At 63.0% G+C, this 12,293-nt stretch carries 11 protein-coding genes and 1 pseudogene; 3 read left to right on the forward strand and 9 right to left on the reverse strand.

The window, feature by feature from the left end; translation table 11 throughout:
• Positions 1-13: 13 nt before the first annotated feature.
• Positions 14-409, reverse strand: a complete 396-nt coding sequence (locus ACFVX4_RS33495) for a winged helix-turn-helix transcriptional regulator (RefSeq protein ID WP_389984757.1) — start codon at positions 407-409, stop codon at positions 14-16.
• A 158-nt stretch (positions 410-567) separates the two neighbouring features.
• On the opposite strand from ACFVX4_RS33495, the gene ACFVX4_RS33500 reads away from it, so the two are divergent.
• Entirely contained in the window at positions 568-1,299 is a 732-nt protein-coding gene (locus ACFVX4_RS33500; RefSeq protein WP_389984760.1) for an alpha/beta fold hydrolase, read from the forward strand.
• 553 nt (positions 1,300-1,852) lie between these two features.
• Here ACFVX4_RS33500 and ACFVX4_RS33505 read toward each other — a convergent pair.
• The 5 genes from ACFVX4_RS33505 to ACFVX4_RS33525 form a co-directional block, all read right to left on the reverse strand.
• Positions 1,853-3,280, reverse strand: coding sequence for a DUF6177 family protein (locus ACFVX4_RS33505; RefSeq protein WP_389984763.1), 1,428 nt, complete (start codon positions 3,278-3,280; stop codon positions 1,853-1,855).
• Between the two features lie 16 nt (positions 3,281-3,296).
• Complete coding sequence (locus ACFVX4_RS33510) at positions 3,297-3,440, reverse strand: hypothetical protein (protein ID WP_389984766.1); 144 nt, start codon at positions 3,438-3,440, stop codon at positions 3,297-3,299.
• A gap of 273 nt (positions 3,441-3,713) precedes the next feature.
• Entirely contained in the window at positions 3,714-4,361 is a 648-nt protein-coding gene (locus tag ACFVX4_RS33515) for a pentapeptide repeat-containing protein (RefSeq protein ID WP_256088848.1), read from the reverse strand.
• Positions 4,342-6,660, reverse strand: a complete 2,319-nt coding sequence (locus tag ACFVX4_RS33520) for a hypothetical protein (RefSeq protein WP_389984769.1) — start codon at positions 6,658-6,660, stop codon at positions 4,342-4,344. The genes ACFVX4_RS33515 and ACFVX4_RS33520 overlap by 20 nt, the downstream gene beginning before the upstream one ends.
• Positions 6,657-7,040 (reverse strand): DUF6507 family protein, encoded by a 384-nt coding sequence (locus tag ACFVX4_RS33525; RefSeq protein ID WP_389984772.1) that lies wholly within the window; start codon positions 7,038-7,040, stop codon positions 6,657-6,659. Before ACFVX4_RS33525 ends, ACFVX4_RS33520 begins: the two co-directional genes overlap by 4 nt.
• Positions 7,041-7,477: 437 nt before the next feature.
• On the opposite strand from ACFVX4_RS33525, the gene ACFVX4_RS33530 reads away from it, so the two are divergent.
• Positions 7,478-7,684, forward strand: a complete 207-nt coding sequence (locus ACFVX4_RS33530) for a hypothetical protein (protein ID WP_389984775.1) — start codon at positions 7,478-7,480, stop codon at positions 7,682-7,684.
• Positions 7,685-8,310: 626 nt separating this feature from the next.
• Here the strand turns inward: ACFVX4_RS33530 and ACFVX4_RS33535 are convergent.
• Positions 8,311-8,469, reverse strand: a pseudogene (locus ACFVX4_RS33535) (winged helix-turn-helix transcriptional regulator); the annotation flags it as partial.
• Positions 8,470-9,119: 650 nt separating this feature from the next.
• Here ACFVX4_RS33535 and ACFVX4_RS33540 point away from each other — a divergent pair.
• Positions 9,120-10,118 carry a hypothetical protein gene (locus ACFVX4_RS33540; protein ID WP_389984778.1) on the forward strand — a complete coding sequence of 333 codons (999 nt, stop codon included), beginning with the start codon at positions 9,120-9,122 and terminating at the stop codon, positions 10,116-10,118.
• On the opposite strand, the gene ACFVX4_RS33545 is transcribed toward ACFVX4_RS33540, so the two are convergent.
• Positions 10,008-10,880 carry a toll/interleukin-1 receptor domain-containing protein gene (locus ACFVX4_RS33545; RefSeq protein ID WP_389984782.1) on the reverse strand — a complete coding sequence of 291 codons (873 nt, stop codon included), beginning with the start codon at positions 10,878-10,880 and terminating at the stop codon, positions 10,008-10,010. The two genes, ACFVX4_RS33540 and ACFVX4_RS33545, sit on opposite strands and share 111 nt — an antisense overlap.
• Before the next feature lie 21 nt (positions 10,881-10,901).
• Positions 10,902-11,522, reverse strand: coding sequence for a hypothetical protein (locus tag ACFVX4_RS33550; RefSeq protein WP_365750229.1), 621 nt, complete (start codon positions 11,520-11,522; stop codon positions 10,902-10,904).
• Positions 11,523-12,293: the final 771 nt, after the last annotated feature.

Genomic DNA, 12,293 nt, shown 5'->3' on the forward strand with positions numbered 1-12,293 from the left:
GCCGGGGCCGGGGTCAGGCGGGCGGGGTGTCGGGGCGGGCGTCGTACGCGGCGCGGGCGGCGTCGATGTGCGTCAGGTGGGTGATGCTCCACTCCAACAGGGGCGCGGTGGCTTCGCGGAGGGTCCTGCCCATCGGAGTGAGTTCGTAACTGACGTGCGGTGGCATGACATTGCGGACGGTCCGTGTGAGGATCCCATCGCGTTCCAGGCCGCGCAGGGTGACGGTGAGCATGCGCTGGCTGATCCCGTCGACGGCCCGCTTGAGTTCGGTGAAGCGGCGTGGCCCCTGGCTGAGGTTGCGCACGATCAGCAGCGACCACTTGTCGCCGACGATGCCGAGCACTTCACGGGCCTGGCACGGGTCCTCCGTCCGTGCCGCCCACGACTCGCCGCCCGCTGTGCCGTTCATGGTTACCTCCAGAGAACCAGGGCACGTAAATGTGCCTTATTGATCGGGGTGTGGCAGGTGCAGCACGATGATTACGGTTCCTGAAGAGTACCGAGGCATAAATAGGAACCGTGATGTTCCCGTGCCGTCACGCCCCGAAGAGGAAGAGAAATCCCCTCATGGCAACTTTTCTGCTGGTACACGGTGCCTGGCACAGCGGCCGGTGCTGGGAGCGGGTGGTCCCACTGCTGGAGTCGGCCGGACACCGCGTGTTCGCGCCCTCGCTGACCGGCTACGGCGACAAGGCACACCTGCTCGGCCCCGAGGTGGGGCTCGACATGCACGTCGAGGACGTCGTAAAGCTGATCCACGAGGAGGACCTGAGCGAGGTGGTGCTCGTGGGGCACAGCTACGCGGGGCTGGTCGTCTCGTCCGTGGCCAACGAGGTGCCGGAACGGATCGCGCATCTGGTGTACCTGGACGCGATGGTCCCGGAGCACGGCGAGACCGCCGTCGACGTGCAGCCCATGACCCAGAACCTGATCGACCTGGCCGCCAAGTCCGACAACGGCTGGCGCATCCCGCCGCTGCCCGAGATGCCTCCGCCCCTCGGGCTGTTCGGGGTCACCGACCCGGCGGACATCGCATGGCTGCGTGCGACGCTCTCCGACCAGCCAGTGCGCTGCCTGCGGCAACCGGTCCGGCTGGACAACCCCGCCTTGGACTCGGTTCCGCGTACGCACATCCACTGTGTCGGCGCAGAGCCGGAAGGCATCGTGCGACGGCCTGTCCCCGCGACACAGCCCAACGGCTCCCCGGCACGGATACGGGAACTGCCGACCGGACACGACTGCATGATCACCATGCCGTCGGACCTGAGCGAACTGCTGCTTGAATCCACTCTTCGTTAGCGTCCGGACCGTGACTGCGGTAGCGAGCCGGAGAAGGCCCGCCACTGACGGACAGTGAACCTGGGCCACGAATCCGCCCGCTCCCAACGAGCTGGGGCATAGCAGGGCCGCGGCGCCCGCATCGTTGTACGCATGCTCGCGGGCTGGTCGACCTTGTGCGCACCGCCCGGGAGAAGGCAGAGGAAGAAGCCTTCTGGTGCGGATTGGTGCGGGCCCCCTGAACGATGCCAGACAACAAAGAAGCCCCCGGCCGTTGGCCTGGGGCTATTTCATGGAGCGGGTGACGAGAATCGAACTCGCGCTCTGAGCTTGGGAATCACCTGGTACCGCGCTTTGCTCATGGTGTCTGATCTGCGGGAACGAGTGTCGGCGGACCCGTCCTGATAAGCGTCGGCTGTCCTTTGGTGACCGCTGTTCACCGCCCCTTCTGGCACGTTGTGGCACGGCCTCCTGTGCGGCGTCGGCGAAGGCCCCCGGGAAGGAAGCCAGCTTGCCCGGTGGGGTGGTGTGGTGGGGCGGGATGCCCAGTTGCCAGTTGTACGGGCGTGACTGCTCAGGCGGGCGGTGCACCTCGCAAATGGCGCATCAGCTGTTCAAGCGCGTGCCAGCTCTCGGCGGTCTCTCCGTCGCCGAGTGGGTAGTAGAAGCCGGGTCGGGCGTTCGGCCCCAGTCGCACCGGGCGTTCCTTGAGCGGTGTTCTGCTCGCGGTGTCGCGCCCTGCCTCCCGGACCTCTGCGGGGCCCAGTACGAAGGCGTAGGGCAGTGGTGGGTGTTCGAAGTGGGGTGGGGCGCTCAGGTCTTGGCGTGCCGCGCGGAGTTGGCACAGCATGGTCTTCAGTCCGTGCCGGGTCACCAGGTCGTCGGCCAGTTCCGGCAGTGCTTCCAGGGGCGGCTTCTCATCGGTCCCGTAGCCCACTGTGAGGGTGATGTCCTCCTCGACGCCTTCCGGTGTGCGGATCACGCGCAGGGTGGCGAGGGCGGGACGGTCCGGGGCGCCGACGACCACCGTCCAGGTGGGCTGCGGGGCACGCTCGTACGCCAGCTCGGTCAGCTGCCGCCTCGACCAGGTCAGACCGGCCGGTTCCGATGTTCCCCAGCCGGCCGGGGGAGCGCCGGTGAGCGCCTGCCAGGTGGCTTCCAGCGCGCCGCCGAGAACGAGGTCCGCTCTGGGAGGGTGCAGGGTGCGGAAGGAAACGATGAGCTGACACTCGCCGCTGGGCCGAACCTCTGCGAAGGCGTCCGCCACCGGGGTCTCACCGTTCTCATCCCGGACCGGGGAGAAGGTGTCGTTCTGCCAGCGCAGCACTGCGCCGGTCAGTCCGTCGTAGTAGCCGCACCGTTCGTCCTGGACCACCCAACGCGAGGATGTGGACTGCAGCAGCATGCGGGTGGGCAGGGAGAGACGGCAGTGCGGTGGGGTGACGATCTGCAGGGACCGGTCGCTGTCCACGGTGGCCCGCAGTGCCTCGGAGAGCCAGCTGGTCATGGGGACGACCGGTCGGTCCTGGAGTACGACGGCAGCCTTGTCGGTGAGCATGTCGACGGCCGGCTGGGCAGCGGCGGGGGCCGGTACGGCGGTGATGCCGGAGACATCGACCGGGCTGGCCGCACCGACGGTGCCGGGGGCATCCGGCGGCCAAACCCTGCCGCCCAGAAGCATGGTCAGCCGTGCTGCGAAGGCACCCGCGAGCTGTTCGGCCTGAGGAACCCCCGCGGCGGCACGGGCCTCGACCCACCACGCCGGGCCGTCGCCGGACGGCTCGGCGCTGGGACCCAGCAGCCGAGCCGCCTCACCCCGCACCTGGAGCAGCAGCGGCACCTCGATCGAGACGAGTGGACGACCCTCAGCATCACACAGCTGGACCACGGCACCCTCGCCAGCAGCCTCGACCCGCAGGTCCGGGCCGCCCGCGAGCAGGCCCGCCAGCACGCTCAGCGCGTCCGGTACACGCTCGGTGAGCGCGATCACGTCCTTGGTCATGCGAAGTATTCTCCGATCATGCGTGGTCGGCTGTCGTCTTGATGCCGACGTCCGCGGCAGCACGGATCACCGTTCCGTATCCCACCGCCTGGTCCCAGGTCGTCAGCACCAGGCAAGCCGACAACCGCCCGATCTCGGGCGCACTGGGGCTGTTCAGCAAGGCGACGAGGCCAGGGGCACAGGGCCGGTGCAGCAGGGACGTTCGAGCGCGTCGTGGATCACGTCGTCGATTTCGTTCGTCGGCTGACCGCCGAAATCCGTGTCGCACAATTCACGATGGCAGTGCATGGGACGGCTACTGGATCCTCTGCGTTCGTCGCCGACAAGCCGCCTGAAGAGCCGCTCGACTTCGAGACCAGAAGAATTGGCAGATCAGCGAAAACCAGTCACCTGCTGCAGAACTGGTGGATTCCGACTAATGGGCCGCCAGGCCCTATTGTGATGGGCGGCGCGGAGGAATCACTCGTACTTGTCCGCCTCGCGCACCGATCCATGCCTCGAGTTCTGCGCCGGCCAGCTCTTGGGATGATTCGCCGCTGAAGACAGTGATCGGCCCGAAAACGGTGCCCGTCAGGCCACGCACCACTGTAGTGTCGTCGACTTTGATCTCGAAGAAGTTCTCGTCAAGGACAGCATCGGTCAGGTCTGCCCCCCTCATGTCGGTGTCGATCAGCGAAGCACCGAGGAACCGTGCTCTGCGGAAGCTCGCTCCCGACGCGTCGACATCGCACAGCGAAGCCCGGACCATGTCCGTTCCGTCGAGCCGCGCTGATCGGAGCACCGCCTCGTCCAGGTTCGCCCTGACGAGATCAGCTCCGGTCAGATCCGCTCCGGTCAGATCGGCCGACTGAAGGTCGGCCCGGTAGAAGGACGTGCTGGCAAGTCGTACGCCTACCAGGATTGCGTCGGTGAACCATGCATTCGAGAAGTCTCCGCCCGAGAGGTCGGCGCCCCGGAAGTCACGGCCCATCCCGTTGAGGTTGTACTCACTCGAGGCAAGCCATTCCTGCAGTTGCCGTGTGGCGTCCGGATCAGTGGGGAGCACGTTCGGCTTCCAGTTCTTACGGATACCAGATGACACGATCTCCCCAACCGCGGCTTTCAACAGTTGCTTTGACGCTGTCGATTGCCGCTTGATTTGCATTCCGGATGTCAATAATTACTATACGTCCGCGCTTTTCGATCTGCTTCACCAGTTGTTTGTTGACCCATGCCTCATTGTTGGCCGGGTCGTACGCACCCTTGAACGGCTGGGACTTGTCGCGCACATTATTGAATGGAGGATAGTCGGAGTGGACGCCCTTGATGTCATAATACTCGCCGGTGGTTTCGGAATAGAACTCGCCCATATCGGCTTCCGGGCGGCGGATGTCCTTCGGGAGACGTCCGCTCTCCCGAAGGTCGAGGCCGACCCGGGCCTCATCCATCGATTTTTCATCGATCTGATTCTTGTGATCCGGGTCGTGCTTCAGGTGGTCGAATTCTTCTGGAGCCCGCTTCTCCACGTCCTCTAGATGGCCCCAGTGCGCTGCCTTTTGCTCCGCCGTCAGCTCCGGAATCGGCTCGTTCACACGATCGCCGGGCGTCGTGCCTGTCTCACTCGAAGCATCCGATGTTCCTGTTCCCCCGTGCTCCTGCGTCTCCGTGCCAGGCGTGTGCTTCTCCACCTGGCCATCGGCACCGTCACCGGATCCATGATCGGCGGAGCCGGACGCAGGGCCGCCACCCGCGTCGCCGCTGTGGGCTCCGTCGCCGCCATGAGTGCTTTCCGAGTGGCCGCGCGTGCCCGTACCCGGGGTTTCGCCATGACCACCGCCGCGGGAAGGCGTGTACGAACCCGCGGCGCTGCCCGAGCCTCGACCGGTCGTCGGGTGGTCCGCGGCGTGGCCGCCCGTGGACGGCGTGTGGTGTGTGCCACCGCCATCCGTCAGGTGGGAACCACCGCCCGGGTGCGCCGAGCCGGTCGGGTGGCCCGCCGTGTTCTCCGCGCGGCTGGGTCCGCCCGCGCCCTCGAGCACCTTCTCCTCGCCGGGGGTGGTCTCGTGCGTGTTGGGCAGGTCGTCCTTGTGCGGCTCCCGGACGGGTTGGGTATCGGGAACGACGTTGCCGTGTTCGTCCCTGATGTACGCATCATCGCCGATGATGCGCTTGTTGCCCGCGTGGTCGACGTATTCATGGCCGGGGGGCGCGTCCACCCCACCTGTATGAGGCGGAGCCCCGGTGGGTGCGTTGCGGGCCATGTCGTCGATACCGGCCTGGCTGGCCTTCAGGCCCTCCATGAAGTCGCCGACCTTCAGCTTGGTGACACCCGCCGCCTTGCCGAGGTAACTCATCGGATCGACGAGTGCGCCCGCCTTGCCCAGCACGGTCGCGGCCTCCGCGCCCACACCCAGCTTTCCGGCCTTGCCGAGCTTGAGCAATGAGCCCGAACCGAGCGTCGCACCGTTGAAAAGCACGGCCCCGAACGCCCGCGAGGGATCCTTGTCCCACTCGTCCCACGCGACCAGCGACTTGCCGAAGTTGCGCAGAGCCGCCTTCTGCTTTTCACGGTCACTGTGGTCGACCGGGCCGAACATCTTGTCCATCGCCCAGTCATACGGCGTGATGATGTAGGCGCTGATACCGCCGAAGACACTACCGATGCCCGACCAGGTCTTCTTGAAATTGTCCCAGTCGAACACGTTGACCATGCTGCCCAGGCCCTTGATCGTGCCCCAGACGCCGTCGACGAAGAACCCCTTCAGCCCACCGCCGACGTGGTCCTTCGTCCACTCCCACGCAGCCCGTAGGCCCGTGTACTCACGCTCGTCGGCCGTCCCCCAGGGTGTTTCCTTGGCGTCCTTGACGTCGCTTTCCTTGAAGCCGTACATGCCGGCCTTGTGTGACCCGTCATCAACAACGAAGCGCGTACCGCCCACCAATGAAGTGATCTTGTTGGCCGCATCACGCTCGACGCCCTGGAACGCCACCCATGTCGTGCCGACCTCACGGACAAGACGCGCGTTCTCGTCGATCTTGTCCTGGTCCTTCTGCCAGTCGTCGTCTTCCTTGTTCTCCGCGACGAATTTCTCCGCATCCTCGCGGAGATGCTTCATCTTGTTCACCAGCGGACGGGCGGTCGACGCGAACTCGGTCAACGCACCACTGACGGACTCCAGCTTTTTCGCGAACTCATCCGCCTTGTCCCGCACCGGGACGGTCGAATTGAGCAACTCCTCCTGCTCGGGAGCGTCATAGACCGCGTCCAAGGCTTGGAAAGCGTTGTGAGTGTCCTTGCCCGTACCGCGAATGCTGGAGGCAGTCGTCTTCAGTGAAGTCGCCTGCGTCTCCAAGGCCTCCAGATCGCCCGTGAAGGTCGGTATCTTCTCCAGGTCAATCACTTCTTGAGACCCTTCAACTCTTCCGGAGTCGGAGCCTTGGAGTACTCCTTCTGCTTGTTCCTTGCCATCTCCAGATCGCCCTTGATGTACTCCTCAGTGGCCAGGCGCGCCCCGGTGATGGACTTCCCCGTCCGAACAGCAAGAAATTTCAATTCGCCGTTCGTATGGTCCTGGAACTCATGCAACGCCTGAGCCACGGGGCCGAACGCGCCCCCCTTGGGAATTTCGGTCCCGCCCAGAACCATCGTCCCCGCACACGTCGCGGCGCCCAGCAAGCCCTCGCCGTACGACGTGAACTCTTCCTCGAACTCGCCGCCGACCTCGGCTGTCCTGCTCAGGACTCCACGAACGCCATCCGGCTTGATGTCCCACTTGGACACGGTCCCCCCGTTCCGTAAACGTCTCTTTCCAGTGCCCCGGCGTCAGCCGATGGCCTCGACGGCGGCCGTGGCCATCGGCCGGCGCCTGGGTGCGCTGCGCCGTCGTTCTTCTCCAACGTCGAGCGCGCAATGATCAAGCGGCCCTCAATCGCCACCTCGTGTGAGTCATCAGTCCCGTCAACACCGCGTCATCAAACCGAACGTCACGATCTGGACACCGTCACTTCTCAGAGCCCGCCGCTCGATCACCATGGCCTGCACCGGTGTGCCATGTCTATCAACAGCGCATTACCACTTGCAAAGCGGATAGGGGCACATCCACATACCTTTTGCCGAAGCAGTGGTATTCATCATGGAATCAGCCACCGCTGTCACGTGTTTGCGACAAAGTGCGGCTCGACCACGACAGGTGAGCAGCCGTGCCCGGCAGGGATGATATGGCAGTCGACCTCGCCGGTGAGTCGGCCCATGCCCTTGGCCAGATCCTGTTCCGTCATCTTGACGAGGTCTCGGGCTGGCGGCGGCTGATGGGCTACTTCCGCGCCTACGGGCCGATGCGCTCCAAGTGGCAGATGGCCCTGCGCCGGAGTTCGCTGCTCGCGCCCCGCACACCGGACGGTTCACCAAGACTGCCCCGGGACTGAACGTGGGGCCGCCGTGGCGAGGGCGACACCAAGTCGACAGTGGATGTCCTCGCGATCCACTTTCCGGCCATCCTCCGCATGGAGCTCAAAAGCGGCTCCTCGACCGGTTCGCGGAGGAAGAGTCTGACGGGCTGGTGTTCGTGGTGGAGGAGGGAGTCCCGCGGCTCACAGGCCAGACCCTCTCCACTCGGTCCAGCGTCACACTGCTGATCAGTACTCGGACACGGACCGGCGACAGCTCGTACGGGCTCGGCGCGCAGCGGCGGACTACCGGGCATCTGCCACGGATGCGGCACGCGACGCATGGAGCAGGCCTCAGACAACAAACAAGGCCCCGGTCTCTGACCAGGGCCTTCGTCATGGAGCGGGTGACGAGAATCGAACTCGCGCTCTGAGCTTGGGAAGCAGGCGGCACCTATCCCCGTGTATCGCGCCTGACCTGCGGGAACGTGCACCGTTGACATCGTCCCGGCTGCTCCGTCAGCACCCTTGGTGACCGCTGTTTACCGCCCCTTCTGGCACGTTGTGGCACGGGCTCCCGTGCGGGCAACTGCTCGGACGGGGCTGCCCGGTCCGGGCTGCGTGGCCGATGGTGATCGCCGAGCGGTGTGCAGCCGGGGCCGGGGTCAGGCGGGCGGGGTGTCGGGGCGGGCGTCGTACGCGGCGCGGGCGGCGTCGATGTGCGTCAGGTGGGTGATGCTCCACTCCAACAGGGGCGCGGTGGCTTCGCGGAGGGTCCTGCCCATCGGAGTGAGTTCGTAACTGACGTGCGGTGGGCTGACATTGCGGAACTGGCACGTTGTGGCACGAGGTTCCGTCAGCCGTCCCCGCTAGTTGCCGGTGCCCGCCCTACGACGTCGGGTAGGGCTCCTCGGTAGGTGGTGCCGAGCTTGGTGACTATGCCCAGGGCGGGACCTGGCCCATTCTTGAGACGGCTTATGTAGTTCTCGGGCAGCAGTACACGGTCACCGAATTCGGGCCGATCGTTCCCGCGCCAGCGGTATCTTTACCCACCGACCTCGACGACCTGGCAGCCGTTCACCTCGTACACGCGCCGTGTGCTGTCCAGCCGCTCCTCAAGCTCGAACAGGTTGGTGTTGAGGGAGTGTTCGTTCGGACATCTGGCGTCAGTATGGGGGCGCGTTTGGCTTACTGCACGGGGCTGCGAAGAACGAGACCTTCTGCTGCAGAAGGTCGTGGTTAAGCCGCAGTTGATCAAAAACTTCGGCCTCGACAACGGGGACTCCAGGCGCATTAGAGATCCCGACTGGACGACTTCCGCAAGTGCCCGAACGGCCTACTGCCCCCATTGCTGCGAGTTATGCCTTGCTGCGACAGGACGTCGGAGATGCTCTGACAGCGGGCTTAATCGATCATAATTGATCACTTTCGATCCTAGGAGGATACTGGGAGTCAGCGGTCTTAAGATTAGGGAATGACTATCAATATGGGGACCCCTGGGGAGTTGGCGGGAAACCTAGTCTCGCGAATCATCGAGGTGACCCCCGAGCTTGCCGCAACTTTCCTCTCCCGGTCCACGGTTAATAGGAGACTGGATGAGGGGCAGGTTAACTCCCTAGCGGATACCATTCTTCGTGGCGAATGGAAATTGACTCATCAGGGTATCGCCTTCGACGAGGCTGGAGAGCTTCTCGACGGCCAGCATCGACTTAATGCGATCATTAAGGCCAATATTCCTGTAGTGATGTTCGTCTTCGACGGGCTGTCTAGAGATGTTTTTCCAGTTCTCGACACTGGGAAGCGTCGGAGTGCAGCAGATACGCTGTTGTCGACCGGAGCGAAATATCTTCCCCTGCTTTCCTCTACCATTCGTCACGTTCTCCTCTTCAAGGAGATTCCGAATGATCGCTGGACTGGTGTGGGGGCATACGTACCCAACGACCGAATCTTGGCCGCATACAATAGAGATAAAAACAGGTATGGGGAGGCGGTGACTATTGGTCGTGAGCTTTCCAAGCACCTATTCGCAAGTCAGACCGCGGTGGCAGTGGGATATTTTGTGACCACTGAAGCAGCGCCTGCCGCAGAAATCGACGAGTGGATTTCCGGACTTAAGTCTGGTGCGAATCTAGATCCTGGTGATGTCAGGCTCGCCCTACGAGAGGTGCCGAAGGAAACACACAAGCGGGGTTCTAGGCGCAGGATGGGCATGCGGGACCAGGTGGCAATTTACATCAAGGCATGGAACGCTTGGGTAGAACCCGATAGGGCCAGCAAATTGCGGCTTGGGCGTTTGAGGAAGAAGGAGGAGATGCCGGAACCGGTCGAGGTGAAATTCGAGCACCAGGAAGGCGTTGGGCATTCAGAGGGTGTCGCTGCGGACAATCACCTTACCGGCCTCCCCCAACACCACTACCTCCCGGCCCAAGGACTTGGCGAGCCGCTCGATAAAATCGAGCGAAATCGACTGTGAGGACCCCATTTTATTCTGCGAAACAATGACCACACTCTCGCCCTCCCAGGAGGAGCGAATTGCCTCCCAGCCGATTTTTGCAAATGAGGAGGCAATGAATTTTTCTTCGCTAATCCGGCGGATCTCCCTAGGGTGTCGCCTCGCTGTCCCGTCCATTCGTGGGGCATACCTCTCGATCTCCGCCATTCGGTGATCGAGCTGCCGGGCAATGAGGAGGATCTCCTCCGTCATATCGGCTTCGGATCGATGTACCTTGTTCGAGAGAGTGTCTTTTGAGGAAATTTCACTGACGCTACGCATGCTGTCTTCGAATTCCGGCCAACTTCTTTGGAAGGCGCGCTCCAATCTCTCACGGGGGATCGCTAAGCTGCCCGAGGTTTCATTGATATCGAAGAGGAGCTTCTGTACGTCGACTTTGTTGTCCCCGGCGATGGCCTGGAATTGACTGAGGGGGCTAACGAGTTCGGTAGTTTTCATGCCGATCAGGAACGGTACTACATAGCCTTCATCGACCTGTTTGGCAATGGATCCTGCTTCAAAATTGACCCAAGGGGAAGTCTGATTCTCCGGGGTTACGCAAATGACTCCAAAATTTGTTTCGGAGAGCTCGTCGAAGATCTGCCGGACCCCTCTCCTTCCTGCGGCGATATCCACACTGGAGAGCCATGGGTTGATATATTGGAGGACGTCTGGCAGCCAGGAACGCAGGGCTTCAGCGGTCCTCTTGGAGCGCGCTCCGGACCAGCTAATAAATACCTTCACGGCGGTCTCCTCACATTTTGATCAGCGTGCTGATTGATCGAGTTCGTCTCGCCCGTTCTCATGTGCCTCCGTAAGTAGGAGTTCATGTTCTGTCTTGAGCGACCTATATGACTTGCGGACGTAAGACAGGAAGTCGCTTCCCGGGTGGCGAATTAGAGTAGATTTGCGTGCGTCAGCTCCGTCCCAGTTGGCCAAAAGAGCGTCATAGGTCGCTGCATGCGCGCAAAATTGCTGGACCACAAGAGGTAGTTCCCCTTCGATGATCAGATCACCTCGAGCGGTGATGAGATCCCTCATCTTCTGGGCTGTAGGAGCGAACACTGCTTCTACCCAGATGTGCCAGCGCGCTTCCTCTGGTTCCCGCAGCGGATTCTCGTCCGGATCTCCGGCAGGGAGGATGTAGCGTCTGTAGTACTCGCTCCACGCTCTCTCGTTTGTTTCCGTGAGAACGAGAAGTGGGCCGTAGAGCTCCTTTAACTGACTATTTACCCGGTCGATTCGCGCGTTTTTCAGATACCTGCGATCCTCTCCTTGGTGGTTCATCCAGTAGGCCATGATGGCGACCAGGATACTGGCGCAAGCCGTTACCATTGCTGCGTTCATTGGAATCTCCAGGGCGCTGCTTCGCTGGTATTTAATCATGGGTAGGAGGATCTCGCCACGGCTTGTGAACAGAACGCCTACGGTGCTTTAGTGGCGGTCATGAAAGAATTAATGAATATTTCTTCCACCGTCGTGAGAGTTTATCTGTCGCGATGATTTTTGCGCACGCTCGCTTTTGCGGATCGGCTGATTTCATGGCGTGGGGCCGCGAGGGGGGCCTCACTGGTCGTCACTCCACACGAAGTTGTCCCTGATCAAGAGGACCCGGAGCGATGTAGTGGAAGATCCGCGGGGACGCGATCTACGAGAACAAGCGGGTGAACCGGCGGCTCACCGACGGGGAGACGCCGGACGGACACCCGGTGGAAGCCGTGGGGTCGTCAAGATGCGGACTTGGCCGTGGCTGTCGTGGTGAACGGATGCCGTGAGGTGCTGATGATGTGGCGGCATCGCTTCATCACCGGTGGTGGCGGAGCCCTCGCCCGGGAGGGTGACCACGACGCCGCCCCGGCCCTTGCGGGCGGTATCGGCCGCGAGGTCGCCGAGCCGGGGAAAGAAGGGAGCCGTTGCTCCGAACTCGGCTCCCTGGGGCGGGAGGTGGTGAAGGTGTCGTCCGGTCATGCCTCGACGTTAGCCTCGCCGGACCTGCGGAAACGTCGCTCTGGAGTCGCTGTTTCGCGGCCTCTTCGGGCCCCTTGTTCTCCGCTGTTGACCGCCTCTACTGGCACGTTGTGGCACGTCTGCGGAGCCTCGGTGGAGCGGTGTCGAGAGCAAGGGAGTGGGCGGCCCGTATGGCAGTGCGAGGGAAGT

This window comes from Streptomyces sp. NPDC058240 (genome assembly GCF_042882135.1).
Lineage (GTDB): Bacteria > Actinomycetota > Actinomycetes > Streptomycetales > Streptomycetaceae > Streptomyces.

Excerpts from the sequence above, each read along its gene's own strand:
- ACFVX4_RS33495 (WP_389984757.1), bottom strand. The coding sequence starts at position 409 with ATGAACGGCACAGCGGGCGGCGAGTCGTGGGCGGCACGGACGGAGGAC.
- ACFVX4_RS33500 (WP_389984760.1), top strand. The coding sequence starts at position 568 with ATGGCAACTTTTCTGCTGGTACACGGTGCCTGGCACAGCGGCCGGTGC.
- ACFVX4_RS33505 (WP_389984763.1), bottom strand. The coding sequence starts at position 3,280 with ATGACCAAGGACGTGATCGCGCTCACCGAGCGTGTACCGGACGCGCTG.
- ACFVX4_RS33530 (WP_389984775.1), top strand. The coding sequence starts at position 7,478 with ATGGCAGTCGACCTCGCCGGTGAGTCGGCCCATGCCCTTGGCCAGATC.
- ACFVX4_RS33540 (WP_389984778.1), top strand. The coding sequence starts at position 9,120 with ATGACTATCAATATGGGGACCCCTGGGGAGTTGGCGGGAAACCTAGTC.
- ACFVX4_RS33550 (WP_365750229.1), bottom strand. The coding sequence starts at position 11,522 with ATGATTAAATACCAGCGAAGCAGCGCCCTGGAGATTCCAATGAACGCA.